Source organism: Dyella sp. (assembly GCF_051962475.1).
GTDB lineage: Bacteria > Pseudomonadota > Gammaproteobacteria > Xanthomonadales > Rhodanobacteraceae > Dyella_A.
Map to the genome: position 1 here is coordinate 1 of NZ_JBQCCF010000064.1, position 26,789 is coordinate 26,789.

Consider the following 26,789-nt stretch of genomic DNA (forward strand, 5'->3'; position numbering starts at 1 on the left):
CAAGTTCGTCGCCGCCCACGCGCACGGCGCCGAGGGCATTAAGCGCGCCATCCGCGCCGGCGTGCGCTCGATCGAGCACGGTTCGCTGATCGACGACGAAGGGATCGCGCTGCTGGTGAAGCACGGCACCTGGCTGGTCGCCGACATCTACGACGGCGACTACATCGAGGAAATCGGCACCCGCGACCACTGGTCGCCGGAGATCCTGCGCAAGAACGAGGAGACTACCGAGGCCCAACGCGAAGGCTTCCGCAAGGCGGTGAAAGCCGGCGTGCACCTCGCCTTCGGCACCGACGCCGGCGTCTACCCGCACGGCCAGAACGCGCGCCAGTTCGCCTACATGGTGCGCTGGGGCATGACCCCGCTGCAGGCGATCCGCTCGGCCACCATCGACGCCGCGCGCCTGCTCGGCAAGGAGCGAGAGCTCGGCTCGATCGCCCCGGGCAAGGCCGCCGACCTGGTCGCGGTGGGCTGCGACCCGCTGCACGACGTCGACTGCCTGCGGCAGATCCGCGGCGTGATCAAGGCAGGGCAGCCGGTGGCGCTGGACGACTGATGCAATAGCCCGCCATGCCAGCTCCCGTCAGCCCCTCATCAGCCGTTCGCATCCCCTCGGCCGTTCGCTGCCCGTTCGCAACTCCTCACCCGTTCGCACTGAGCGTAGCCGCCCAGCGGCGGAGTCGAAGTGCCTCAATGCAGGCATGCCGAGGGCGCTCTTTTCTCCACCGCGAACGATCTCGCCTGGCCGCTTTTTTTCTCGTCATCCCGGCGGCTCTCAACGGCCGAACGGCTGGTCAAGCCGAAGATGTCTTTCAACGGCGTATGCCGGTCATCCAGCGTCTTTGCACTTCAAAAGCTTCAAGTCACTGGATCCCGGCTTTCGCCGGAATGACGGCTAGGAAGACCCGACAGCACATGAACGTTCCACCTTCCGTCCAACGGCGAACCAATACATGACCCACAGCAACAAAATCGGCTTCTGGACCTGCACCGCGCTGGTGGTGGGCAACGTGATCGGCATGGGCATCTTCCTGCTGCCCGCCTCGCTCGCGCCGTATGGCTTCAACGCGCTGATCGGCTGGACCGCCACCCTGCTCGGCTGCCTCGCGCTGGCGCGGGTGTTCTCCTATCTGGCGCACGCCCTGCCCGACGCTGACGGCCCCTACGGCTACATCCGCCGCACGCTCGGCGACCTCCCGGCATACATGGCGCTGTGGGCGTACTGGGTGTCGCTGTGGCTCACCAACGCGGCACTGGCCACCGGCGCGGTGGGCTACATCACGGTGGTGTTCCCGGGGCTGCAGGCGATCCACCCGGCGGTGTTCGCGCTGGGCCTGCTGTGGCTGTTCGTGGCGATCAACCTGCTCGGCGTGCGCGCCGGCGGCAGCGTGCAGATCGTCACCACCGCGCTCAAGCTGCTGCCGATGATCGCCATCGCCGCGCTCGGCGTCTGGGTGCTGCTGCACACGCCGACCAGCTACAGCGCGCACCTGCCGGCCACGCCGATCAGCCTGAAGGACACCATGGCCGCCGGCACCATCGCGCTGTTCGCCATGCTCGGCATCGAGTCGGCCAGCGTACCGGCGGCGCGGGTGAACGACCCGGGCCGCACCATCCCGCGCGCCACCATGGTCGGCACCGTGCTTACCGCGGTGATCTACATCATCGTCTCCACCGTGCCGCTGCTGCTGATCCCGCAGCAGGAGCTGGGCAATGCCAGCGCGCCGTTCGCGCTGCTGATGGATCGCTTCGGCGGCGCCGGCTTCGGCCGCTGGCTGTCGCTGTTCGTGGTGGTCAGCGGGCTGGGCGCGCTCAACGGCTGGACGCTGCTGGTGGGCGAGCTGACCCGCACCATGGCCGCCAACGGCGTGCTGCCCAAGGTGTTCGTGCGCGACAACCGCCGCGGCGCCCCTGCGGTGGCGCTGGTGGTCACCGGCGCGCTGGCCTCGGTGATGGTGTGGATGAGCTACAGCAAGTCGCTGGTATCGGCCTTCACCTTCATCACCCGCGTGGTCACCGCCGCCAACCTGCCGCTCTACCTGTGCTGCTCGTTGGCGCTGATCGTGCTGTGGCGCCGCGGCACGGTGCGCGGCGCGGTGCTGCCGGCCGCCGTGCTCGGCGTGCTGTTCGTGGTGTTCGCCTTCATCGGCATCGGCCACGAACCGTTGCTGCTCGGCCTGGGCCTGATCGCCGCCGGCCTGCCGCTGTACGCCTTCATGCGGCTGCGCCGCGCCAACGCCCCTGCCAAGGCCTGACTCCGATGCGCGATCCCCGCTACGACATCCTGTTCACCCCGGTGCAGATCGGCCCGGTCACCGCGAAGAATCGCTTCTTCCAGGTGCCGCACTGCAACGGCATGGGCCACGCCATGCCGCTGGCCCACGCGGCCATGCGCGAGGTGAAGGCCGAGGGCGGCTGGGCAGTGGTGTCCACCGAGGAATGCGAGATCCACCCCAGCAGCGACCTCACGCCCTACGTCGAGGCGCGGCTGTGGGACGACCGCGATATCGCCGCCCTCGCCCTGATGTGCGACAAGGTGCACGCGCACGGCGCGCTGGCCGCGGTGGAGCTGTCGCACAACGGCCCCACCGCGTCGAACCTGTATTCGCGCGAGGTGCTGATCGGCCCCTCGCACCAGCCGAGCAAGTACGGCTACCCCTCGCAGGCGCGCGCGATGTCGCTGAAGGACATCGCCGAGTACCGCCGCTGGCACCGCGAGGCGGCAGTGCGCGCGATGCGTGCCGGCATGGACATCGTCTACGTCTACGCCGCGCACGATCTCTCGCTGCCGATGCACTTCCTGCAGCGCCGCCGCAACCAGCGCACCGACGCCTACGGCGGCTCGCTGGAGAACCGCGTGCGCCTGCTGCGCGAGGTGCTGGAAGACACCCGGGACGCCATCGGCCACCGCTGCGGCGTGGCGCTGCGCTTCGCCACCGAGGAACTGCTTGGGCAAGGCGGCGTGGAATTGAACGAGGCCAAGGACATCGTGGCGATGCTCGCCGAGCTGCCCGACCTGTGGGATGTGAACGTCGCCGCCTGGTACAACGACTCGGTGCCTTCGCGCTTCGCCAGCGAGGGCGCGCAGGAGCCGTTCGTCGCCTTCGTCAAACAGGTCACCAGCAAGCCGGTGGTGGGCGTGGGCCGCTTCACCTCGCCGGACACCATGGTGTCGCAGATCAAGCGCGGCGTGCTCGACCTGATCGGTGCCGCGCGCCCGTCCATCGCCGACCCGTTCCTGCCGGCCAAGGTTGAACAGGGCCGCATCGACGACATCCGCGAATGCATCGGCTGCAACATCTGCGTCTCCGGCGACATGACCATCTCGCCGATCCGCTGCACGCAGAACCCCACCATGGGCGAGGAGTGGCGCAAGGACTGGCACCCCGAGCGCATCGCCCCGGCAAGCAAGCCCGGCCGCGTGCTGGTGGTCGGCGGCGGCCCCGCCGGACTGGAAGCGGCGCGCGCGCTGGGCCAGCGCGGCTACGAGGTGAGCCTGGCCGAAGCGCGCAAGGAACTCGGCGGCCGCGTCACCCGCGAAGCGCGCCTGCCCGGCCTGGCCGAATGGGCGCGCGTGCGCGACTGGCGCCTCGGCCAGATCAACAAGCTCACCAACGTCTCGGTCTACCTCGACTCCGCGCTCACCGCGCAGGACGTGCTCGACTTCGGTGCCGAACACGTGGTGCTCGCCACCGGCTGCCACTGGCGCCGCGACGGCTACGGCCGCAGCCACGGCGCCGCGATCCCCGGCTTCGCCGACAACCCGAAGGTCTACACGCTGGACGACCTGATGGACGGCCGCATTCCCGCCGGCCGCGTCGCCGTGCTCGACGACGACGGCTTCTACTACGCCAGCATCGCTGCCGAACAACTGCACGCCCACGGCTGCGAGGTGGTCTACGTGACCCCGGAAGACACCCTCGCCCCGTGGAGCCAGAACACGCTCGACTACCGCCACATCCGCAAGCGCCTGGCCAAGCTCGGCATCGAGGTCATCGTCTCCCACACCGTCGCCAGCTACGACGGCGACACGCTCACCCTCGACCACGCCTGGGAAGACCGCCAACAGATGCTCACCATCGACGCCGTGCTCACCGTCACCGCCCGCCTGCCCAATGACGCGCTCTACCAACAGCTACTCGAACGCGAAGCCGACTGGGCCAATGCCAGCATCCAGAGCGTGCGCAACATCGGCGACTCCGACGCCCCGGGGCTGATCGCTCATGCGGTGTATGCGGGGCACCGCTATGCACGGGAACTGGGGGAGCCGGTGACGGGCGAGGTGGCGTTCAAGCGCCACTTCCACATGGCCGGGGTGTAGTCACCAAGCGACTGGTCGCTCGATCCCATACGCCTTGGCGAATCCGATCCAGCCAACCCATCGATCCACCGAACACCACCAGCCGCACGAGCCTCGGTGGCGCCTGCACGCCCCCCTGAACCACGCCGCGTACCAGAGCCCCAGCACCGCGTACCACAGCACCAGCGGCGGAAGGAGACCCAGCGCACCCAACAGCAGACCGGTGGAAAACGTCTTGACGCCAGACAGGTCGAAGATCTCGGCCAGAAACACGGGAAAAGACGCCAGCCCTGCGAAGATCAGCACTCGCCTGTTTCGCGAGATTGCCGTCGCCAGCGCCACGGACCCACCGCATGAATTGGACCGCGCCGCGAAGCGGCATCGACCTGCAAGAATTGTCAGGTCTCGAGCTTGTTGCGGAAGTGAAAGCACTCGATCCCGAAGCCCTCACGAAAATAGAACCGATGCGCCTGTTCCCGGATGGTTCGTGAAATCAGCTGGATCTCACTGCAGCCAAGCTCGCGCCCCAGCTCCTTGAGCCTGGCGATTAGCTGCGAACCGTAGCCGCGAGACCGTGAACGCTCATCGGACACAAGATCGTCAATGTAGATGAGTCTTTCGCAATAAAGCATGTTCATGACGCGGTACGTGGCCACGGCTCCAACTGCCCCGTCATCGGACAGCACGAGCATCCTGAGCCCATCGCTTGCCATGAGATCGCGAACGCGCGAAACGTACTCGCTTCGCTCCAGGTGTGGCCGCAGTTGGCGCATGACTTCGAAGGTCGCGGCAATCTGATCGTCTGACTCCGCGTGTGCGATGTTGGTCGTCATCGTGGTCCAAAGCAGAAGTCAGACGGCGCCAGAGACGCCGACGCACGTCAAATGACAAACCCGAAGATGATCAGCGCACCAGCGCCGCCACCTATCGGAACTCATACTATCGGGGCCTGCCGGACTCCTAGCGCGGCATCCCTGACGGACTGTACCGAGTCAGCCAAGGTCAGGAACAGGGGGCGGAGTCCACTTTCAAGAGTGGCGGGCGGCGATGCCCGTCAGTTTCTCTGCAACCACAGACTTTGAGCAAATGATCCACCAGGACATCCGGAGCCGCCCATGCGCCTGCTCGCCGCTTTGCGGGAAGCACCCGCCCACCGCTTCACCGCCTCGAAATACACCTCGCTCAACGGCCTGCTCTATCTCGCCAGCGGCGGCATGCTAATCGCGTGGCCGGGAGTGGTGCAGACACTGTTGCGCGATGCGCCCTTTCAGGGACACGAGGCGGCGCTGGTGCGCGTGCTGGGCATGGCGCTGGCGGTAATCGGCTGGCTGTATTTCTTCGGCGGTCGCTCCGGTGGCCGGCAGGTGGTGGCCGCCTCGGTGCTGGACCGATTGATCCTGGTGCCGCTGGTACTGGTGCCCACCGCCCTGGCTGGCGTGTTTCCGCACACGATGTTCGCGTTCGCGATTCTTGATCCCGCGCTGGCGCTGGGGGCGTGGTGGCTGCTGGTGCGTGAGGCGCGTAGCGGCGCGGCGTGATGGGACGCGTGCCGGGTTGATCGGGCGCGCTGCGCGGTTGTGCTTGCTGTAGGAGCTCGCTTGCGGGCGATGCTTCTGGTCCTGATCTATGTCAAAGCCCGGAGCATCGCCCGCGAGCGGGCTCCTACAAGAAGAGGCGGGGTGTTTCGTGCGGGTGGGGCCGGCGGCGGCTGGCAGCACCTTTTGAACAAAGCGGTGCGCGTCTGCGGCGACGTGGTCGCGCAGGCCATGCGAGTACCGGGGGCACCAACGCCCGAATCGGGCCCCGGGATCCATGGCATGCAGCGACACGGACGAGCCGAACCCTTGTGGCTGCCAGCCATGCCCGCGCCGCTATGCCAGCTGGGTAAGATGCGCCTTACAAGCTGTGACATCGGGGGGATGGGGCATGCGAATCACGATCAAGGCCGGTGGCGCGCGGTGGGAGGCTGCGCGCTTCACGCCACACGCCGTCTTTTGTGCGACGCGGGCCAGGCCCGTGTTGCTGCACGGTTACATCGACGGGCTGCCCCGCTCATGAAAGTAGGCGCCCGGGCGGCGCTCGCAGCCAACAGGAAACCTCGCAGCTGCCTTCGGCACCTGAGCATGTGCTTTGCGGCCATGGCAGCGCTTTGTTTGGGGTCGGCTGGGGCGACGGCACCGGCGGCCGGCGACGCGGCGGCCTTGCTGGAAAAGGCGTACGCCATCAAGACCGCCGACCACGCCCGCTTCCTACAACTGCTGCAGCAACTGCATCAGCCCGGCACGGTGTTGTCGACCGACCAGCAGTGGCACCTGCGCTACCTGGATGGCTGGGAGGGCTCGTTCACCGGCGACTACGCCAAGGCCGAACCGCTGCTGCGCGACGTGGCCGACCACGCCACCGATACCGACCTGCAGGCGCTCGCGGCCGGCACGCTGCTCAACATCCTGGCGATCAGCCATCACTACGAGGAAGCGTTTGAGCGGGCCGACCGTCTGGCCGCCCAGGTGCCGCATATCCGCGAGCGCAAGGTGGCCTATGTGGCGTTGTCGCAGCTGTCGCAGCTGATGGCCTCGGCGCAGCAGTCGGAATCGGCGGTGACCTACGCACGACAGATGATGCAGTTCGCCGAGCCCGGGCAATCGATGTGCCGACCGTACGTGTATCTGTTCGGGGCATTGAACGCCAAGGGCGACCTGCCGGCCACCGCACCGATTTTTCGGCAGGCGATCGACGCCTGCACCACCGCGGGCGAGCCCATGTTCGCCGATACGGTGGAGCTGGACCTGGCGCGTCGACTGGCGGAGACCGGCAAGCCGCAAGCCGCGCTGGAGCTGCTCCGGCGTATCGAGCCGACGGTGAATGCGCAGGGATTTCAGGTGCACGTGTATGTGCTTCGCAGCGACTTCGGCTACGCCTACTGGATGAGCGGCGATGCCGCCAACGCCAGGCGCTGGGCGCGGTCGGCGCTGGCCATGGACCCGAAGGGCAATTTCGACGGTCTCGCCGAATACGTCTACCGCGTGCTGTACGAAGTGGCGAACAAGGCCGGCGACTACCGCAACGCGCTGGAGTATTACCGGCACTATCGCGACGTGCTGGCGCGCTCGGTGAGCGACACGCAGGCAATCGCGCTGGCCTACCACTCCGTGCAGCAGCAGCTGTCCATCCACAAGCTGCAGCTGGCCGAGCTGGGCAAGCACAACAGCGTGCTGGAGCTGCAGCAGGCGCTGGATCACCAGCAGATCCAGGCCGGCCGGCTCCAGTTGCTGCTGCTGCTTACCGTGCTGGCCTCGGTGGTGATCTGGCTGGTGCGCACGAAGCGATCGCAGCTGCGCTTTCAGAAACTGGCGCGGCGCGATGGCCTCACCGGCATCCTCAATCATCCGCACTTTCTGGCCGAGGCCGAGCGGGCGCTGCGCTACGCGGAGGAGTCCTCACGCGGCGTGTGCCTGGCGCTGGTCGACCTGGACCATTTCAAGCAGATCAACGACACCTACGGCCATGCCACCGGCGACGCGGTGATCGTCGGCATGGTGGCGCTGTGTCAGCAGCATCTGCGCTCCATCGACGTGTTCGGCCGCCTGGGCGGCGAAGAGTTCGGCCTGCTGCTGCCGGACTGCTCGCTGGAACAGGGCCGCGAGATCGTCGACCGCATCCGCCTGGCATTGGCCGACGCGCCCCTGGCCGAAGGCCACCCCCAGGGCGGCGTGTCGGCCAGCTTCGGCCTGGCCTGCACCACACACTGCGGCTACGACCTCGCCGCCTTGATGGCAAGCGCCGACGCGGCGCTGTATCGGGCCAAGCGCAGTGGACGCAACCGCGTGGAAAGCGAGCTCGAAGGCAGCTGAGGCAACCTCGCCGTCCATGTCGCGTCGAGGTAATTGCGGCGGTGCGTAATGGGCCGCCCGCGTGCCGCCGGTATCATGGCGGTTTTCCTTCGCACGGCAGGCTTGTCCATGAGCGTGATCGCCTCGCAGATCGACCCCCGGTCGCCCGAATTCCAGGCCAACGCGGCGCAGCTGCGTACGGCGGTCGACGAGCTGCACCGGGAGCTGGCGAAAGCGGCCGAGGGCGGCGGCGAGAAGGCGCGCGACAAGCACACCGCGCGCGGCAAGCTGCTGCCGCGCGAGCGTATCCGCGCGCTGCTCGATCCCGGCTCACCGTTCCTGGAGCTTTCCGCGCTGGCCGCGCACGGCATGTACGACGACGCCGCGCCGGCGGCCGGCCTGATCACTGGCATCGGCCGAGTGAACGGCATCGAGGTGGTGGTGGTGGCCAACGACGCTACCGTGAAGGGCGGCACCTACTTCCCGATGACGGTGAAGAAGCACCTGCGCGCGCAGGAAGTGGCGCTGGAAAACCGCCTGCCCTGCGTCTACCTGGTCGATTCCGGCGGCGCGTTCCTGCCGCTGCAGGACGAAGTGTTCCCGGACAAGGAGCACTTCGGCCGGATCTTCTACAACCAGGCGCGGATGTCCTCGCTCAACATTCCGCAGATCGCCGTAGTGATGGGCAGCTGCACGGCCGGCGGCGCCTACGTGCCAGCGATGAGCGACGATACGATCATCGTGCGCTAACAGGGCACAATCTTCCTTGGCGGCCCGCCGCTGGTGAAGGCGGCCACCGGCGAAGTGGTGGACGCCGAGACGCTGGGTGGCGCGGACGTCCATACGTCCATCTCCGGCGTGGCCGACCACTATGCCGAGAACGACGCGCACGCGCTGGCGATCGCCCGCGACATCGTCGGCCACCTCAACCGCACCAAGAACATGCCGCTCACCCTGCGTGCGCCGATCGAACCGAAGTACCCGGCCGACGAGCTGTACGGCGTGATCCCGCAGGACACCCGCCGGCCGTTCGACATCCGCGAGGTGATCGCGCGCATCGTCGACGGCTCGGAATTCCACGAGTTCAAGGCGCGCTACGGCAAGACCCTGGTGTGCGGCTTTGCGCACATCCATGGCTACCCGGTGGGCATCGTTGCCAACAACGGCATCCTGTTCGCCGAGAGCGCGCTCAAGGGCGCGCACTTCATCGAGCTGTGCAACCAGCGCAACGTGCCGCTGGTGTTTTTGCAGAACATCACCGGCTTCATGGTCGGCAAGAAGTACGAGCAGGCCGGCATCGCCAAGGACGGCGCCAAGATGGTCACCGCGGTGGCCTGCTCGCACGTGCCGAAGTTCACCGTGGTGATCGGCGGCAGCTTCGGCGCCGGCAACTACGCGATGTGCGGCCGCGCCTACGGCGCGCGCTTCCTGTGGATGTGGCCGAACGCGCGCATCAGCGTGATGGGCGGCGAGCAGGCGGCCAGCGTGCTGGCGACGGTCAAGCGTGATGGCATCGAAGCCGCCGGCAAGCGCTGGAGTGCGGACGAGGAAGAAAGCTTCAAGGCGCCGATCCGCGAGCAGTACGAGCGCCAGGGCCACCCCTACTACGCCAGCGCGCGGTTGTGGGACGACGGCATCATCGACCCGACCGACACCCGACTCGTGCTGGGGCTGGCGATCTCCGCCTCGATGAATGCACCGATCGAGCCGCAGCGCTACGGCGTGTTCCGCATGTAATCGGCCCCGGGCGAGCCTAAACGGCTCGCCCGGACGATTCTCAGTGGCCGCTGGTCAGCGGCTGCAGCTCCCAGGTCAGCACCTGGAACGGCCTCAACTCCATCGTCTGCGGCTTGCCCGCATCCAGCTCCAGCGCGGGCTGCGCCGCGTCCGCCCGCCAGGGGCTGTGCGCGCGAAAACGGGCGGTGGCGCCAGGCGGCAGTTCGAGCTGCCTGGCCAGGTCGATCACCATCAGTTGTGGCTTGTCGCTGGGATTGCGCAGGGTGAGGATCGCTTTGGACGGCGCCCAGGCGGCCCAGCCGTAGACGTCCAGCCGCCCGGGGTCGCCGCCGACCCAATGGGAGTCCTTGAGCACCGATGCATTGGCGCGCGACCACTTCGCCGCCTCGGCCAGAGTGTCCCAGTTGGCCGGGGTGAGCAGTGACGGCGTGATGTACAGCTCCTGCAACTGGGTGCCGCTGCCGAAGTACGAGTGCACCTCATTGGCGAAATCGTGGCCGGGATCGGTATTGAGCCGGTGGTTTTCCTTGGCGTAGATGATGCCGTGGAGCATCAGCGAGTTGAGCGGGAACAGCGGACCCTTCTCGACGATGTTGCGATAGGTCTCGCGGTCGCGGTAGGTGATCCACCGCTCGCGCTCGGTACCGACGCCGGCATGCCAGTCGTCTTCGCCGTCACGCCAGATCGAATCGGCGTAGCGCAGCCAGAACGGCGAGGCCAGGGTGCCGGTGGTGAGGTTGATGAACAGGTCCGGCTTGGCCTTGCGCAGGTCGTCGATCAGCGCAATGGCGGCGTCGAAGTCGCTGGGAAAGCGACTGCCCGGAAACACCTTGTCGGCGTTGCCGGTGCCGTCGAACTTGAACTGGTTGATGCCGTCCTTGCGCAGCAGCTCCATCGTCACGTCATGGAAGCGCTGGTAGTACTTGGGCCCGGAGAGCGCCAGGCCGCTGTCGATGATCTCGTAGCCGGCAGCGCGGCCGTTCTTCACCCGCTCTTCCTTTGGGGGGCCGTAGCCGCCCCAGGGCGACAGCCACATGCCGGGGGCGGCGCCGTACTTTGCCGCGGCCTGGCGCAGCGGCACGAAGCCGTGCGGAAAATCCTTGCTGAAGTGCCAGCTGCCGCTGCGGTCGTCCCAGCCGTCGTCGAACAGGAACGAATCAAGCCTCACACCGCGCTTGACCGTCAGTTCTTCGCCGAATGCGTGGATGCGATCCAGGGCCTGGGCTTCGGTATACGGGGTGAAATAGCCGATGTCGTACCAGGAGTTGTAGTGCAGGAAGGTGCGGTACGGATGCGCGCGCTCGCGCTCCAGGTAGGCGAGGAAATCGCGTCGCAGCTGGTTGGCGTGGGTGACGCCGGCTACCGCCGAATAGGTCACCGACTGGCCCTTCGGCAACGGCAGGCCGCGCTCGATCCACAGCTGCACGCGATTGCCCCAGGCGTTGCTGGACGACAGCGGATGTTCGAAGCCGAAGTAATCGCGACCGGCGACCACCGGCGAACCGGGCACACTGCCGACCACCTCGGCCTCTTCGGCCTTGGCCTGCAGCAGGTCGATGCGGGCGATGTCCTCGTCCTGCTTGAGCGCGGTGACGGTGACGATCTCGCGTAGATAGTCCGCCCCCTCGCGCTGTACCCAACGCAGGTCGACGCGCACGCGACCGCCCGCGTCGCCGAAGCTGGCGTCCAATGCCCTGCCCGGCAGCCTTGCCGCGGCACGCGAGGCCTGTGGGTCGGCTTTCAAGGCGACTTCGTGCGGCGGCGCAAGCAACCGTAATTGCGACGTGTCGAGTCGATGCCCATCACGCCAGGTCAGCACGAAGGGCTGCTGCACCGGAATCGCCAGGCCGTTGACGCGATCGGTCACTACGGTGCCATCGACGTGATCGTCATCGACCTGCCAGTGCACACCGATCGCCGCGTTGCCGAGGTTCGCCGCAGCATCGGTGGCGCTGGCAGTGGCGCCCGCGGTGCACAGGGCAGCGAACAGGGCGGCGCGGGAAAGGCGTGTCAGTGGACGGATCGGATCGTGCATCGGTATCGGCTCCGTTACGGCGGCGTAGGCCGCCGGCTTGGGGAAACGGTCCGCCCCGTCTCGCGACGGAGCGGCGGGGATGGCGATCCGCGCGCGGGCCGCCGGGGGAACCTCACTGGAAGGTGTAGCGCAGCACCAGCATGGTCGAACGCGTGGCCTGCCAGGTGGCTGCGCCGTAGCTCGGGTTTAGGATCGGCTGGCCGCTGTTGTCGAAACTGCCGGTGTCGTAGCGCTGCTCCGCATCGATCCGACCGTGGTGGTTGGTCACGTTCTGGATCTGCAAGTCGACGCTCAGCAGGTTGTGCTCGCCGATCTGGTGGTCGTAGCCCAGGCCCAGGTTCCACTGCCAGAAGAAGGGCGTGCGCCCTGCGTTGCCCAGTGGCGAGGGCACGTTGTTGCAGAAGTGGCTGGCCGCGCCGTACCAGGAGGCCGGGTTGTCGCTGTCCGGATAGGTTCCCAGACAGCTCTCCGGCGTGCCGCTGGACAGGTCCAGCGTGCTGCCGATGCGCAGGCCCGACGGGAAGTAGTAGATGCCGTTGAGCTTGAGGCTGTGCCGCACGTCGCCGGCCAGGTTGCCGTTGCCGTGTTCCATCAGGCCGGGGAAATCCCAGTAGATCTGCTCGGAGGGGCCGCCGTTGGTGCGCGTGCCGAGGTTGAGCAGGCCGTCGTAGTTGCCGTACAGATGCGCCCAGGTGTAGCTGAGGTCGAGGAAGTACGGCTCCTCGGCGTTGCGCGCGTGCGACACCTCCAACGTCAGGTGGGTGTACTTGCGCGACGGCGGTGGGCCGAACACGGCGCCCGGCAGGGTCAGCGACTCGAGCTTGCCGTCACCGTTGTAGTCGCGCACGAATACCTGGGCGATGCCCGGGTTGATCATCGGACAGCCGCTGGCGTCCTCGTAACTGGGATAACCGTTGGCCTGCGCGTAGTCGGTGATGCCCTGGGTGTAGCAGGTGTCCTCGATCGCACGCTTGAGCACCGCGTAACCGACTTCGGCCATGCCCGACCAGCTGCCACCCAGCGCCTTCTGCGCGTAGAGCTGGAACTCGTACTGGTAAGGCGCCTTGATGTTGGAGGTGGCCACGTTCTCCTTGCTCGGCGCCAGGCCGTTGATCAGCGTGAGCTGCGGGCCGATCTGGCTCAGGCCGGTGGGCGCCTGGGTGTTCGGATCGCGACCGGTATAGGTGTAATAGCGCTGCCACTGGGTCACCGCACCGGCGGCGCCGTTGTTGACGCTGGACGGGATCGGAATGGTGTACTTGCCCGCGTTGGCGCCAAGCTTCAGCGAGCTGTCGCCGTAGACGTCCCACGACACGCCCAGGCGCGGCGAGAGCAGCGGCAGGTGGAAGAAGTTCTGCCCGTTGACGTTCTTGTTGATGAAGGTGTCGTAGCGCAATCCGGCGTAGACCACCCAGCGATCGGCGGCCTGCCAGTAGTCGTCGATGTATTCGGCCTTGTTGACCGTGTAGAACGGGCCGCCGGTGCTGATGTAGTACTGCTCCACGTACTTGCCGTCCGCCGGCGCCGGCGAGCCGTTCGGCAGCACGCTGCCGGGCTGGGTGAAGTAGGTCCAGTCACCGCCCTGTGTGGTAGTGCTGACGTTGTTGATGTAGTGCTTGTAGTGCTCGCCGCCCACGGTGACGCGGTGGTCGCCGAGCTGCCAGGTGAAATCGCCCTTGAAGCCGCGTCGCCAGTACTGGAACGGATAGAGCTGATTGCTGGTGGTGGTCAGGCCGATGTTGGTGCGCGTCTGCGTGACCGGGTCCACCTCGTTGACGTAGGGCACACCGGTGCCGCTGCTGGAGGTGGGGCTGATCGACGACTGGCTCAGGTAGCCCGCCATCAGCCGCAGGCTCATGGTGTCGTTGATCTGCCAGTGGTAGTTGCCGATCAGGAACTGGTTCTTCACGTGCGACGAGGTCCAGCCGTAATAGCTGCCCGCCGACGAAGGATCGTACGCGCGGGTGAGGCGATACTGGTTGTTGAAACTGTCCTTCCAGTCACGGTTGCCGACGACGTTGAGCGACTGGTCGGCGTTGATGTTCCAGGTGAGATTGAGCAGCGCATTCTTGTCGCGCGTAGCGCTCTTGGTCTTGAGCGTCTGGGAGTAGCTGACGCTCCGGTTGTTCGGCGCATTGCCCAGCATGGCGAAGAAGAACAGCTTGTCTTTCACCAGCGCACCGGAGCCCCACAGGTACTGCCCGGTGACGTTGCCGCTGTGGCTGTTGTTCGAGGTGTAGTGGTAGTAGGCGCCCTGGCGGGTGTACGCGTCGGGCTGCGTCGGATTGAGGGCCGAGCTGGCCGGGCTGAAATACAGTGAATAGCCAGCCTTGAACTGATTGGTGCCCTGGCGCACGGTCTGCGCGATGACGCCGCCGGTGGTGCTGGTCCAGGTGGCTCCGGCATTGGAGTCCAGTACCTGGGTCGACTCGATCGCCTCGGCCGGCAGGTAGGTCGCGCCCAGGCCCTGGTAGTCGTAGGTGCTGTCGAACTCGTTGTAGTAGTAGCGGTTCTCCGCGGGGCTGGCGCCTCCCATCTGCACCAGGCCGGTGGTCTGGTTGTCGTAGCGCACCTTGGAGCTCAGCAGCGCGATGCTTTCCGGGCCGCGCCCGGTGGGCAGCTGGTTGACCACGCTCATGTTGTAGCTGTTGGACAGCTCCGGCGTGCTCACGTCGATGGGAATCACATCCTGGCCGCGCGCAGTGGCGCTGACCTGGATCGCCGATAGGTTCTCCGCCTTCACTGCGGAAGCGCCGGTCGTGTGACTCAGCGCCGGCACGGGCGTCTGCACGTTGGCCGTAACGGTGATCGTGCGGGTGCCGACGACGGCGCCGCCCTGGGTCACGGTCACGGTGTAACGACCTGGATTGAGGCCGCCCAGCGTGTAGCGACCATCGGCATCGGCCTGCAGGCTCTTGTGGTAGCCCGTGGCCGCATTGTCGACGACCACCGTGATCTGCCCCGCCGGCTCGCGCCCATAAAGGCCGCCGGTGATCGACTGCGCCCAGGCACTGCCAGCTCCCAGTGCCGATGCCAGCGCCACCGCCAGCACAGCCCGACCCATGCCGCCGCGGCGGCCTCCCCTATGCGATACGTTCATGCCTCACCCTCGTTGGTGGTTGGATGCCCTGCAGGCCGACCCTCCAGCGGACCTGCAACACGCTTCGATACCGCGACGCCAGCCTCCGCCCGCGCCCGTCGCTCGCCCTGTTCGCTCAGCCCGCCAGGCGGGTCAGGCGCACCTCCCCGAGCAGCGCGTCCACCTGGTCGCGCCGCAGGAATCCGGTTTCCTCGTTCATCGCGTTGGCGGCGCCACAGGCCACGCCCAGCCGCAGCGCTTCGGGCAGGAGCGCACGCCGATGCAGCGCCACCGCCAAGCCCGCGAGCAGGCAATCACCTGATCCCACGGCGTTGACGTTGTGGGCGACAGTGACGGCGGCGTGCCAGGCGTGCTGGCCGTCCCATCCCACCGCCCCTTGCGCGCCCAGCGTCACCAGTGGCAGCGCCACGCCCCGCATATGCAGCTCGCGCGCGACGCGGGCAGCGTCCGCGACGGTGTCGATCGGCTCACCGATCAGGTCGGCCGCCTCGTCGCGGTTGGGCTTGAGCAGCCAGGGACGCCCGACTGCCGCCGCGCGCAGCGCGTCGCCGCTGGCGTCGACCAGGCACGGCACGGCATTCGGCCGCGCCTGCTCGATCAGGCGCGCGTAGGTGCTCGGATCGAGCCCACCGGGCAGGCTGCCGGAGAGCACCAGCAGCTCGCTCTCGCCCGCGCAACGCGCCCAGGTATCGAGCAATTCCTGGCAACTCGCTTCGGTCAATTCAGGACCGGGACCGAGGATCTCGGTGACACGCCCGTCGCGCTCGCGCACGGCCATGCAGCGGCGCAGCGGGGCCTCGATCTCCACACCATGGAACAGCACGCCACGCTCGGCCAGGCGCCTTGCGATGAGGTTGCGATGGGCCGCATCGGTGAGCCCGACCAACTGCACGCGCTCGCCCAGCGCGGCAATGGCCTGCGCCACGTGCAACCCCTTACCGCCGGGGTACGGTTCCGACCGCGACGCGCGCTGTACCTGCCCCGGCTCCAGCGTGTCGACCGTGAACAGGTGATCGATAGCCGTGTTGAAGCCGGCGACCGTGATCATGCGAAATGCACCAGCCGCTGCCGCACTTCGTCAGCCGTCGCCTGCGCGGCGGTGCCGCCGATGCCTCGCGTGGACAGGGCACCGCACACGCTGCCCCAGCGTAGGCATTCGAGCAGCGCCAGGCCACGGCGCCAGGCTTGCAGGAAGCCGGCGTCGAACGAGTCGCCGGCGCCGGTGCTGTCCAGCGCCTCCACCGGGAACGCCGGCACCGTCACCGGCTGGCCGTCGTCGTCATGCGAGAGGCAGCCGGCGCTGCCGCATTTGATGACGATGCGCGTATGCCCGTTGCTCAGCGCGGTGAGCGCGCGCACCGGCGTGTCCGCGCCGGTGATCGCACACGCTTCCATCGCATTGGGCAGGAACAGGTCGACCAGCGGCAGAAGATCGCTGACGCCGACGTCCCAGCGGCGTGACGGGTCGAAACCCGGGTCGAGCGATACGGTGAGGCCCAGCGCCCGGGCGCGCGCGAACAGATCGGGCAAGCCCGGTCGCAGGGCGTCCTGCAGGTAGTACGAAGCCACGTGCAGATGACCATGGCGCGCCAGCAGCGCGTCGTCGATCGCATCGGCCTGCAATGCAGCGATGGCACCGGGAAAAGTCACCAGCGCGCGATCGTGGGCGGCCGAGAGCGCCACTGTCACGCCGGTGCGCAGGCTGGCATCGCGACGTACCGCTGCGGTGTCGATGCCGCACGACGCAAGTGCATCGACGCAGTAGTCGCCCCAGCTGTCCTGACCGGCGATGCCGGCGAACGACACGGACTCGCCAAGCCGCGCCAGGCCCATCGCGCAGATCATCGACGAGCTGCCCGGCCCCTGCCGGAAATCGGTAGCGAGGATCTCGCGGCCAAACGCGGGCACGCCCTCGCAGCCGGCGAAGATCAGGTCGGCGTTGATTTCGCCGGCGACGAGGACAGGTTTCATGCCGAGCCCTCCGCGTGGATGACGAACGATTCGACGACGCGGGTCAGCACGCCCTGCGAGGGCGCATCCGGCCGCTGGCCCAACGCCAGGCAGCGGAAGAACGCCAGCAACTGGCCGACCACCACATGCACCATCAACTGCTGCGCTTCTTCCAGCGCGTGGAAGCCCGGCAGCTCGATGGCCACGCCACCTTCGCCGAGCACGTCGGCCGGGATGGCCTCGCCGACCACCACCCGGGTACGGCCCAGGCCCTTGCGGGTGAGTTCGCGCAGCAGGTCGTACTCGTAGCCGCGCACGCTGGGTTCGCCACTGAGGAAGGCGACCACGGAGCAGTCGTCGCCCAGCCAGGACATCGGGCCGTGGCGCAAGCCGAGGAAGGTTTCCGAGAGCACGCGCACGGCGCCGCCGGACATCTCCAGCATCTTCAGTGCGGCCTCGCGCGCCGCGCCCAGTGCGGCGCCGCTGCCGAGGTAAACCGAGGCGGACAAGGGCTGCTTCGCCACAGCCTCCAGCGCATCGCCGTGGCGAGCGAATACCGCATGCGCCACTGCGGCAGCCGCATCGGCGTGACGGGCATCGGCGCCTCCGGCGGCGGCATGGCGCAGGGCCGTCCCGGCCAGCAGCAGGTTGGTGAAGCTGCTGGTCATTACCAGGCTGCGGTCGTTGGTGCGCTCGTCGAGCAGCTGCACGTGCATACGCGGTTCGTCGCGGTAGCGCGTGGCGAGCTTGCCCTGCGCATTGCAGGTGATCGCCAGGTGCGTGTAGCCCGGCTCCGCAGCCAGCACCTGGTCGACCACCCCGGTGCTCTCCGGACTGTCGCCCGAGCGCGCGATCGACACCAGCAGCCCGCGGCCCGGCGGCAGCACGCCGCGGCGCGAGGTCAGCAGCGTGCCCGCCGGGATCGCCAGGCAGGGAATGCCCAGGGCCGCCTGCAGCACCGGGGCGAGGCACTCACCGACGTACACCGAGCTGCCCGAACCGGTGAACACGATGTGGGCCGGGCGCGAAGCGAGCAGTGCCTGCATCAGGGCCAGGCTTTCATCGGTCGCCAGGCGCGCGGCGGTGCCCTGCCAGGTCTGCGGCTGCTGCAGGATCTCGCGCAGCGTGTCGGCGTAGCCGCGAGCGGACTGCTCGGCGGCAGCCGCTGCGTGCAGGCGAGACAGTGAGGGCGAGAGAACGTTCGAATTGACAGACATGGGCGCGTCGTGAAATATGATGAAAAACGAAACACAACGAAACTTTCATCCAAAGGTATTCGAAATGAAAGACAACTTGCAAGCGACCGCGCCGGCCCTGGCCTCCCTGCCCCTCTCGCACGGCAAGCGCACGCGGTTGTGGCGCCTGCTGTACGGCTCCGGTCCGCGCAACGGCAGCCTGCTGGTGCTGCCGCTGGACCAGGGCCTGGAGCATGGCCCGACGGACTTCTTTCCCCACCCGCCGGCGGTCGACCCGGGCTATCAGTTCGCCTTGGCCGAAGCCGGCGGTTTTTCTGCCATCGCGCTGGGCATCGGCCTGGCCGAGAAATACATGACCGAGTACTGCGGCCGCGTGCCGCTGATCCTCAAGCTCAACGGCAAGACCAACATCCCCAGCGATGCGGAGGCCACTTCGCCGCTGTTCGCCTCGGTGGAAGACGCCGTGCGGCTGGGCGCGGACGCGGTGGGCTACACCATGTACGTGGGCTCGCCGCGCCAGCACGACGAGTTCCGCCAGTTCGAGCAGGTGCGTCGCGACTGCGAGCGCTTCGGCATGCCGCTGGTGCTGTGGTCGTACCCGCGCGGCGGCGCGGTGAACGCCAAGGGCGGCACCAACACGCTCTACGCGCAGGACTACGCCGCACGCGTCGCGCTGGAGCTGGGCGCCGACATCGTCAAGCTGCACGAGCCCAACGACAGCGTGGTCAACGTGCCCGCGCCGTACGACAAGCTGAGCGAGGATGCCGCCGCCCGCTGCGCCCGCGTGGTGCGCTCGGCCGGACGCACCATGGTGCTGTTCTCCGGCGGCGAGAAGAACGACGACGACGCGGCGGTGCTGCGCAAGGTGGAGTTCTACATGCAGTCCGGCGCCAGCGGCGTGATGTTCGGCCGCAACATGTGGCTGCGCCCCTTCGACCAGGCCGTCGCACTGACTCGCCAGGTGCATGAGATCATGCAGCGCTACCCGCGCTGAGCGAGGACTCGATGGGCGCTAGCGACGACGACACTGGACAGCCTGCGCGGCCGCGCTTCTGCGGCTGCTGTGCACCGCCGCCACGTGTGACTGCGTCGCACGGGAGCGAAGGCAAGAACCTGCTGACCACCGCCCCCGACGCGGACAAGCTGACAATGCCGCTGGCCGCATTCCAGCCGCGCAGCATGCTGCGCGTTCCGGTGACGCGGATCGAGCGTCCGCGGTTCCCGGTGATCGACGTGCACACCCATCTGAGCTGGATGCGCAACGTGCGCGGCACCGTACCGGTGGGCGAGGCGATGACCTTCTTCACCGATCCGGCGGCGCTGCTGCCGCTAATGGAGCGCAAAGGTATCCGCGCGATGGTCAACCTCACCGGCGGTACCGGCCGCGGTCTGGAGGAGACCATCGCGCGCTTCGATCGCGTCGCGCCCGGCCGCTTCCTCACCATGACTGAACCCTCGTTCGGCCTGTTCGCCGAGCCGGACTACCCGCGCCTGCAGGCGGAGGCCATCGAGCAGGCGCACCGTGCCGGCGCCTGCGGCCTGAAGCTGCTCAAGACCCTGGGCCTGTACCTGCGCGAGGGCATCGATCAGGGCGCGCTGGTCGGCGTGGACGATGCACGCTTCGATCCGATGTGGGAAACCTGCGCGGCGCTGGACATGCCGGTGTTCATCCACACGGCCGACCCGCTCGCCTTCTTCCGGCCCACCGACCGCCACAACGAGCGCTACGAAGAGCTGGCGCACCACCCGGACTGGTCGTTCTACGGCCCGGAGTATCCCAGCCATGCCGAACTGATCGCCGCGCGCGACCGGGTGATCGCACGCCATCCGCGCACCACCTTCGTGCTGATGCATGTGGGCAGCCAGGCCGAGGAGCTGGACACCATCGAGGCCTGCCTGGAGCGCTTCCCGAACGTGCTGGTGGACATCAGCGCGCGGATCGCCGAGCTCGGCCGTCAGCCGCGGCGCAGCCGGCACTTCTTCGAGCGCTTCCAGGATCGCATCCTGTTCGGCACCGACGCGGTACCGCCACCGTGGGGCGAGGACGTGCCGCAGCAATTGCTCGGTGACGAGCTGTACGAGATCTACTATCGATTCCTTGAAACCGAAGACGAATACTTCGACTATGCGCCCGCGGCGACGCCGCCGCAGGGGCGCTGGTCGATCTACGGGCTCGGCCTGCCGGATGCGATCCTGCGCAAGGTCTACCACGACAACGCCGCCCGTCTGCTGGGAATCGCATGAGCAAGAGCCGCAAGGCCGCCGCCCCGAAACTGCTGCTGGAAGAACGTCGCCGGCTGATCGTCGAGCAGGTGGAAGCCCAGGGCCGGGTCACCGTGGAGGAGCTGGTTCAGCGCTTCGGCATTTCCGCTGTGACCATCCGTGCCGATCTGGAAGCGCTCGATCGCGCTGGCGCCCTCACCCGTTCGCACGGCGGCGCGGTGCCGGTGGCACCCTCGCAGCAGGACACCCCGCTGACCATCAAGGAAACCCGCCACCACCCGCAGAAGCGGCGCATCGGTGAGGCCGCGGCCAAGCTGGTGCAGGACGGCGAGACCATCATCATCGATTCGGGCTCCACCACGGTGGAGATTGCCCGCGCCCTGCGGCAGCGTCGCTGGAACGAACTGACGGTGATCACCAATGCGCTCAACATCGCGCTGGAGTTGAGCGGCCTGAGCGGCGTGCGGGTGATGATGCTCGGCGGCATGCTGCGCCCCACGTCCTATTCGCTGGCCGGCCCCGATGCCGAGCAGGCGCTGTCGCGGCTATCCGCCGATCGTCTGTTTCTTGGCGTGGACGGCCTGGACCCGGCCATCGGCGTCACCACGCCCGATCCGCTGGAGGCGTCGCTCAACGCGCTGATGGTGCGGGTGTCGCGACAGACCGTCGCGGTGCTGGACGCCAGCAAGTTCGGCCAGCGCAGCCTGTCGGTGATCGCGCCGATGAAAGCGCTCGACATGGTGATCAGTGACGCCAGCGCGCCGGCCGAATACGTCGAGGCGCTCGAAGGGCTCGGCGTGCAATTGCAGCTGGTCTGAGCCAGCGCCGTGGACGGCTTGGCGCCGAGGTCGCTTCGAACTATTTCTCGCGGGGACGAAAATGTAGCGGCATCGGTGCGTCAGGGTGCGCCGCCGCGGGTGGCTTGGGACCGCAGGCGCCGCAGGTATCGCAGCCATCGCTGCAGTTGCCGGTGGTCTGTTTCGGTTGCATGGCATGCGCCAGCCACCGCTTCCAGCCGGGAGCGCCGGGGCGATCCAGCCGCAATGCGGCAGCAGCCAGCCAGCGGGCGCTGCGCTTGGGTGCCAGCTTGCGCACCACGACGGCGACGCTGACCAGGAGAATCAGCCCGATCACCACGTACTGCGCGAGCAGGCCCGTGCTCACGAGAGCCACACCGCGACGTGGTAGGTGATGAAGGAGGCCAGGTACGCCAGCGCGAACATGTAGCCGAAGGAGATCGCCACATTGCGCCAGGAGTCGGTCTCGCGGCGGATCACCGCCAGCGTGGACATGCACTGCGGTGCGAACGCGAACCACACCAGCAGCGACAGCGCGCTGGCCAGCGGGAAGTTCACCGCCAGCGCGTGGCCGAGCCCCGCGCCGCCCACCGCATCGCCACCCACGGCGTACACCGTGGCCAGCGCGGCCACCGCGGTCTCGCGCGCAGCGAAGGCGGGAATCAGTGACAGGCTGATCTGCCAGTTGAAGCCGATCGGGGCGAAGATGTGCTGCAGGCCGCGGCCCAGGTAGCCGGCGATGGAGTACTCGATGGCCGGCTCGGTGGCGCCCGGCGGCGGCCCCGGGAAGGTGGAGATGAACCACATGATCACGGTCAGCGCCAGGATCACGCCGGTGAGCCGCTTGACGAAAATCATGCCGCGCTCCCACAGGCCGATCGACACGTCGCGCAATTTAGGCAGGCGGTAGGACGGCAGTTCCATCAACAGCGCATGCTCGCTCTTGTCGCGGCGGATGCGCTTCATCACCCAGCCCACCAGCATCGCGCCGAGGATGCCGATGGCGTACAGCGCGAACAACACCATGCCCTGCAGGTTGAACACTCCCAGCACCCGGCGCGAGGGAATGAACGCGCCGATCAGCAGCGCATACACCGGCAGGCGCGCCGAACAGGTCATCAGCGGTGCCACCAGGATCGTCGCCAGGCGGTCGCGCGGATCGGTGATCGAGCGCGTGCCCATGATGCCGGGGATGGCGCAGGCAAAGCTCGACAACAGCGGAATGAACGAGCGCCCGGTGAGGCCCACCGACACCATCAGACGATCGAGCAGGAACGCCGCGCGCGGCAGGTAGCCGGATTCCTCCAGCGTGAGGATGAACACGAACAGCACCAGGATCTCGGGCAGGAAGCCGAGCACCGTGCCGATGCCCCCAAAGATGCCGTCGGTGACCAGGCTCTGCAGCGGTCCGGCCGGCATCCACGCGGCGACGTGTGCGCCCATCCAGTCGAAGCCATCGGCGATAGCATCGGTCATCGGCTTGCCCACCGAATACACCGCCTGGAACACCAGGAACATCACCGCCGCCAGGATCGCCAGCCCGAACACCGGATGCAGCGCCCAGCGGTCCAGCGCATCGTCCACCGCGTCGGTGGCGCGCGGCATGGTGACGGTGGCGGCCAGCAGCGCGCGTACCTCGGCATGCAGGTCGGCGCGGCTGACCGGATCGTCCGGTTGCACCGGTGCGGCGACCGGCATCGCGCCGTCTACACGTTCGATCAACGCCTTCACGCCGTCGCGCCGCACGGCCACCGTTTCCACCACCGGCATGCCCAGCCGGCGCGAGAGTTCGGCCACGTCGATGGTGACCCCGCGGCGGCGCGCCGCATCCATCATGTTCAGCGCCAGCACCATCGGCCGGCCCAGACGCTTCACCTCCAGCACGAAGCGCAGGTGCAGGCGCAGGTTGGTGGCGTCGGCCACGCAGACGATCAGATCCGGCGCCGGCTCACCGGGGTAGTTGCCGGCACAGACGTCGTGGGTGATCTGCTCGTCCGGGCTGGTCGCATCGAGGCTGTAGGTGCCCGGCAGATCCAGCACGTGCAGCACGCGACCGGACGGCGCGGTGAAGCGGCCCTCCTTGCGCTCCACCGTCACCCCAGCGTAGTTGGCGACCTTCTGCCGCCCGCCGGTGAGCTGATTGAACAGCGCGGTCTTGCCGCAGTTGGGGTTGCCGACCAGAGCGATACGCAGGGTGCTGGCGCTCACGCCGCCTCCTGCATGCGCACCGTGATCCGTGCCGCCTCGCTGCGCCGCAGAGCGAAACGGGTGGAGCCGACCTGGATCAGCAGCGGATCGGCGCCGAGCGGGCCGCGTGCCACCAGCCGCACCGGCTCGCCCGCGACGAAACCGAGGTCGCGCAGGCGCTGGGCGATCGCATCGTCCAGATGGGCATCATCCACACGGTCCACCACGGCAGGCGAACCCTTGGGCAGGTCGGACAGGCGCACAGGCTTTGGCCTAAATAGGAATGGTTCGCATTGTATATCGTTCCCTGCCCCGCCGCATTCAAGCCCGCCCCGCGGTGGGCGGGCGTTTATCATCGCGGCTCTTTGCCAAGGACTTTGCCATGACGAGCTGCCTCTCGATCGCCGACCAGGACCGCGTGCGCCGCATCGCTCTGAACCGCCCGGAGGTGCACAACGCCTTCGACGACGCGTTGATCGCCGAGCTGACCGCCGCGTTCGAAGACGCTGGCCGCGACGAGAACGTGCGCGCTGTCGTGCTCACCGGCGAGGGCGAGAGCTTCTCCGCCGGCGCCGACCTCAACTGGATGCGTTCGATGGCGCAGGCCAGCGAGCAGCAGAACCGCGACGATTCGACACGCCTGGCTCGGCTCATGCGCCGCCTGCAGTTCTGCCCCAAGCCGACCATCGCCCGCGTCAACGGCGCCGCGTTCGGCGGCGGTGTGGGGTTGATCGCCTGCTGCGATATCGCCATCGGCGTGGAAGGCGCGAAATTCGGGCTCACCGAGGTGAAGCTCGGGCTGGTGCCGGCGGTGATCTCGCCCTACGTGATCGCCGCGATCGGCCTGCGCCAGGCGCGCCGGCTGTTCCTCACCGGCGAATTCTTCGACGCGGCCGCGGCGGCGCGCATCGGCCTGCTGCACGAGGCGGTGCCGCGCGAGCAGCTCGATCAAGCGGTGGAGCGCGTGCTGGGTTTTCTGGCCAAGGCCGGCCCGATGGCGCAGGCGGAGGCGAAGACGCTGGCGCTGGGGATGGCCGGGCTGGACGAAGCCGGCGCGGAGAAACTCGACCAGGAAAACGCGGCATTGATCGCCCGGCTGCGGGTTTCGGCCGAGGGGCAGGAAGGCCTGGGGGCGTTTTTGGGCAAGCGGGCGGCCGCCTGGGTGGTGTAGTCACCCGCCCCTGCGCTGACCGAAGCGTAATCAGCGCGCGCCTCATCGTAAGGCTAGATCAGGGAGAGCTCCTGCGAAGGCGTGGCCTGCAGGAGCGCACGTCAGTGCGCGATCATCCCTCCCCTCGCAACCACACCGCCAAATCCACGATGGCCCCCGCCTTGCTGCGCTGCGCATCGGCTGGAAAGCGCCCTTCTGCTACCGTTTCGGGCTTTGCATCGCGGCGCACGCCATCCAGGGACTCCGTATGTTCGAGCGCGTTTTGATTGCCAACCGCGGCGAGATCGCCTGCCGCGTGATCCGCACCTGCCGGCGCCTCGGCATCCGCACCATCGCGGTCTATTCCGAAGCGGATGCCGACGCCCAGCACGTGCGCCTGGCGGACGAGGCGTTCCCGATCGGCGGCCCCCGCCCAGCCGATTCGTATTTGCGCGGCGACGCGATTCTGGCGGTGGCGAAGAAGGCCGGCGCGCAGGCGATCCATCCGGGCTATGGCTTCCTTTCGGAGAACACCGACTTTGCGCGCGCCTGCAGCGACGCCGGCATCGCCTTCATCGGCCCGCGACCGGAGAGCATCGAGGCGATGGGTTCCAAGGCTGCCGCCAAGGCGCTGATGGCAACCCACGGCGTACCGCTGGTGCCGGGCTACCACGGCGACAACCAGGACGGCACCTTCCTCGCCGAACAGGCCGGCAAGACCGGCTTCCCGCTGATGATCAAGGCCGCGGCCGGCGGCGGCGGCAAGGGTATGCGCATCGTGCGCAAGGAAGCCGAGTTCGCCGACGCGCTGGCCTCGGCCCAGCGCGAGGCGCAGTCCTCGTTCGGTGACGCGCGGGTGATCCTGGAGCGCTACGTCGAGCATCCGCGACACATCGAGTTCCAGGTGTTCGGTGACAGCCAAGGCCACGTCATTCATCTCAACGAGCGCGAGTGCTCAGCGCAGCGCCGCTACCAGAAGGTGCTGGAGGAAACCCCCTCGCCGTTCCTCGATGAAGCCCGCCGCGCCGCCATGGGCGAGGCGGCGGTGGCTGCGGCCAAGGCGGTGAACTACGTCGGCGCCGGCACGGTGGAGTTCATCGTGGCACCGACCGGCGAGTTCTTCTTCATGGAAATGAACACCCGCCTGCAGGTGGAGCATCCGGTGACCGAGCTCACGCTGGGGCTTGACCTGGTTGAATGGCAGCTGCGCGTGGCCGCGGGCCAAGCGCTGCCGCTCAGCCAGGAGCAGATCCGCGCGCATGGCCACGCCATCGAGGTGCGCCTTTACGCCGAGGACCCGGAGCAGAACTTCCTGCCCGGCTCGGGCAAGCTGCTGCGCCTGCGCCTGCCGGCGCCGTCCGACCACGTGCGGCTGGACGGTGGCGTGATCGAAGGCGACACGGTCACCATCTTCTACGACCCGATGATCGCCAAGCTCATCGTGTTCGACGCCGATCGCCCGCGCGCCCTGCTGCGCCTGCGCGAGGCGCTGGCCGCGTGCGAGATAGCCGGGCCGAAGTCGAACATCGCCTTTCTCGAGCGGCTGGCGCGCCATCCGGTGGTGGTGGAAGGCCGCATCGACACCGGATATCTCGACCGTCACCTGGACGAGTTCCTCGTCGGCGACGTCGCGCCGCCGGATTACGTGCTGTTCGCCGCCGCTACCGCCGCCCTGCTACACGACGAATGCGCCGCGATGGCCGGCGCGCGCGGCAGCAGCGACCCGCACTCGCCCTGGGCGCAGGCCGATGCCTGGCGCGTTGGCCGCGAAGGCCGCCGGCTGGTTGCACTGGAGCGCCACGGCCACCGCTACGAAGTGGAGGTCTACGGCCACGCCGGCCATTACCGCATGCGCCACGGCGACGACCGCTGCGAAGTCAGCGGCGCCCGCCACGACGGCGAAACCCTGAGCGCCCGCTTCGACGGAGACGCGCTGCGCCTGGCCGTGCGCGCCGACGCCACCCGTGTGCTGCTGCACGACGTCGACGGCCAGCGCCATCACCTCGGCCGTGCCGCGGCCTACGCCTGGGAAAGCAGCGATGCCGCCGGCGGCAACCAGCTCGTTGCGCCGATGCCCGGCCGCATCGTGCTGGTGAAAGCCGCCACCGGTGACAACGTCGCCGAAGGCCAGGAACTGATCGTGATGGAAGCGATGAAGATGGAACTCGCCTTGAAGGCCCCGCGTGCCGGCACCATCGAAAGCTTCAGCGCGAGCCAGGGCGATTTCGTCGAAGCCGACACCGTGCTGGTGCGCTTCGCCACCGAGTGAACACGCCTGATCCGT

The 26,789-nt window shown here is 67.9% G+C and carries 20 protein-coding genes and 1 pseudogene; 11 read left to right on the forward strand and 10 right to left on the reverse strand.

Features of this window, described 5'->3' with window-relative positions; translation table 11 throughout:
- From ACTHJF_RS13515 to ACTHJF_RS13525, 3 genes are all read left to right on the forward strand, one after another.
- On the forward strand, nucleotides 1–556 hold a 556-nt coding region (locus ACTHJF_RS13515; protein WP_440267563.1), incomplete at its 5' end, for an amidohydrolase family protein.
- A 397-nt stretch (nucleotides 557–953) separates the two neighbouring features.
- Nucleotides 954–2,255 (forward strand): amino acid permease, encoded by a 1,302-nt coding sequence (locus tag ACTHJF_RS13520; RefSeq protein ID WP_440267564.1) that lies wholly within the window; start codon nucleotides 954–956, stop codon nucleotides 2,253–2,255.
- Between the two features lie 5 nt (nucleotides 2,256–2,260).
- The gene (locus ACTHJF_RS13525) at nucleotides 2,261–4,321 is read left to right on the forward strand and encodes an oxidoreductase (RefSeq protein ID WP_440267565.1); all 2,061 of its coding nucleotides are present in this window, start codon (nucleotides 2,261–2,263) and stop codon (nucleotides 4,319–4,321) included.
- Here ACTHJF_RS13525 and ACTHJF_RS13530 read toward each other — a convergent pair whose 3' ends face one another.
- Together ACTHJF_RS13530 and ACTHJF_RS13535 are read right to left on the reverse strand one after the other, a co-directional pair.
- Nucleotides 4,322–4,606 (reverse strand): hypothetical protein, encoded by a 285-nt coding sequence (locus ACTHJF_RS13530; protein WP_440267566.1) that lies wholly within the window; start codon nucleotides 4,604–4,606, stop codon nucleotides 4,322–4,324.
- Between the two features lie 92 nt (nucleotides 4,607–4,698).
- Nucleotides 4,699–5,133 (reverse strand): GNAT family N-acetyltransferase, encoded by a 435-nt coding sequence (locus tag ACTHJF_RS13535; RefSeq protein WP_440267567.1) that lies wholly within the window; start codon nucleotides 5,131–5,133, stop codon nucleotides 4,699–4,701.
- 282 nt (nucleotides 5,134–5,415) lie between these two features.
- Between ACTHJF_RS13535 and ACTHJF_RS13540 the strand changes: the two genes are divergently transcribed.
- The 3 genes and pseudogenes from ACTHJF_RS13540 to ACTHJF_RS13550 all read left to right on the forward strand — a co-directional run bounded on the left by ACTHJF_RS13540 (nucleotide 5,416) and on the right by ACTHJF_RS13550 (nucleotide 9,867).
- Nucleotides 5,416–5,838: a hypothetical protein gene (locus tag ACTHJF_RS13540; protein WP_440267568.1), complete on the forward strand. Its 423-nt coding sequence runs from the start codon at nucleotides 5,416–5,418 to the stop codon at nucleotides 5,836–5,838.
- Between the two features lie 600 nt (nucleotides 5,839–6,438).
- Entirely contained in the window at nucleotides 6,439–8,151 is a 1,713-nt protein-coding gene (locus tag ACTHJF_RS13545; RefSeq protein WP_440267569.1) for a tetratricopeptide repeat-containing diguanylate cyclase, read from the forward strand.
- A gap of 108 nt (nucleotides 8,152–8,259) precedes the next feature.
- Nucleotides 8,260–9,867, forward strand: a pseudogene (locus ACTHJF_RS13550) (carboxyl transferase domain-containing protein).
- Between the two features lie 40 nt (nucleotides 9,868–9,907).
- Here ACTHJF_RS13550 and ACTHJF_RS13555 read toward each other — a convergent pair.
- The 5 genes from ACTHJF_RS13555 to ACTHJF_RS13575 form a co-directional block, all read right to left on the reverse strand.
- Entirely contained in the window at nucleotides 9,908–11,902 is a 1,995-nt protein-coding gene (locus tag ACTHJF_RS13555) for an enterotoxin (RefSeq protein WP_440267570.1), read from the reverse strand.
- Between the two features lie 112 nt (nucleotides 11,903–12,014).
- A complete protein-coding gene (locus tag ACTHJF_RS13560) occupies nucleotides 12,015–15,002 on the reverse strand; it encodes a carboxypeptidase regulatory-like domain-containing protein (protein WP_440267571.1) in 2,988 nt (995 codons plus the stop codon).
- A 115-nt stretch (nucleotides 15,003–15,117) separates the two neighbouring features.
- Nucleotides 15,118–16,050, reverse strand: coding sequence for a 1-phosphofructokinase family hexose kinase (locus tag ACTHJF_RS13565; RefSeq protein WP_440267572.1), 933 nt, complete (start codon nucleotides 16,048–16,050; stop codon nucleotides 15,118–15,120).
- A complete protein-coding gene (locus tag ACTHJF_RS13570) occupies nucleotides 16,047–16,973 on the reverse strand; it encodes a carbohydrate kinase family protein (protein ID WP_440267573.1) in 927 nt (308 codons plus the stop codon). The genes ACTHJF_RS13565 and ACTHJF_RS13570 overlap by 4 nt, the downstream gene beginning before the upstream one ends.
- Nucleotides 16,970–18,169, reverse strand: coding sequence for an SIS domain-containing protein (locus ACTHJF_RS13575; RefSeq protein WP_440267574.1), 1,200 nt, complete (start codon nucleotides 18,167–18,169; stop codon nucleotides 16,970–16,972). Before ACTHJF_RS13575 ends, ACTHJF_RS13570 begins: the two co-directional genes overlap by 4 nt.
- A gap of 64 nt (nucleotides 18,170–18,233) precedes the next feature.
- On the opposite strand from ACTHJF_RS13575, the gene ACTHJF_RS13580 reads away from it, so the two are divergent.
- From ACTHJF_RS13580 to agaR, 3 genes are all read left to right on the forward strand, one after another.
- Nucleotides 18,234–19,142, forward strand: coding sequence for a class I fructose-bisphosphate aldolase (locus tag ACTHJF_RS13580; protein WP_431636378.1), 909 nt, complete (start codon nucleotides 18,234–18,236; stop codon nucleotides 19,140–19,142).
- 86 nt (nucleotides 19,143–19,228) lie between these two features.
- Nucleotides 19,229–20,392, forward strand: coding sequence for an amidohydrolase family protein (locus ACTHJF_RS13585; protein WP_440267575.1), 1,164 nt, complete (start codon nucleotides 19,229–19,231; stop codon nucleotides 20,390–20,392).
- A complete protein-coding gene (gene agaR, locus ACTHJF_RS13590; RefSeq protein WP_440267576.1) occupies nucleotides 20,389–21,189 on the forward strand; it encodes a transcriptional repressor AgaR in 801 nt (266 codons plus the stop codon). The genes ACTHJF_RS13585 and agaR overlap by 4 nt, the downstream gene beginning before the upstream one ends.
- A gap of 40 nt (nucleotides 21,190–21,229) precedes the next feature.
- Here the strand turns inward: agaR and ACTHJF_RS13595 are convergent, their stop codons facing one another.
- Genes ACTHJF_RS13595 through ACTHJF_RS13605 form a run of 3 tightly spaced genes read right to left on the reverse strand, consistent with a single transcriptional unit; the run spans nucleotide 21,230 to nucleotide 23,618 of the window.
- A complete protein-coding gene (locus ACTHJF_RS13595) occupies nucleotides 21,230–21,535 on the reverse strand; it encodes a DUF6587 family protein (RefSeq protein ID WP_440267577.1) in 306 nt (101 codons plus the stop codon).
- A complete protein-coding gene (feoB, locus tag ACTHJF_RS13600; protein WP_440267578.1) occupies nucleotides 21,532–23,376 on the reverse strand; it encodes a ferrous iron transporter B in 1,845 nt (614 codons plus the stop codon). Before feoB ends, ACTHJF_RS13595 begins: the two co-directional genes overlap by 4 nt.
- Nucleotides 23,373–23,618, reverse strand: coding sequence for a FeoA family protein (locus ACTHJF_RS13605; RefSeq protein WP_440267579.1), 246 nt, complete (start codon nucleotides 23,616–23,618; stop codon nucleotides 23,373–23,375). The genes feoB and ACTHJF_RS13605 overlap by 4 nt, the downstream gene beginning before the upstream one ends.
- 119 nt (nucleotides 23,619–23,737) lie before the next feature.
- Between ACTHJF_RS13605 and ACTHJF_RS13610 the strand changes: the two genes are divergently transcribed.
- Nucleotides 23,738–24,526: an enoyl-CoA hydratase-related protein gene (locus ACTHJF_RS13610; protein WP_440267580.1), complete on the forward strand. Its 789-nt coding sequence runs from the start codon at nucleotides 23,738–23,740 to the stop codon at nucleotides 24,524–24,526.
- A 247-nt stretch (nucleotides 24,527–24,773) separates the two neighbouring features.
- Nucleotides 24,774–26,774, forward strand: coding sequence for an ATP-binding protein (locus ACTHJF_RS13615; protein ID WP_440267581.1), 2,001 nt, complete (start codon nucleotides 24,774–24,776; stop codon nucleotides 26,772–26,774).
- Nucleotides 26,775–26,789: the final 15 nt, after the last annotated feature.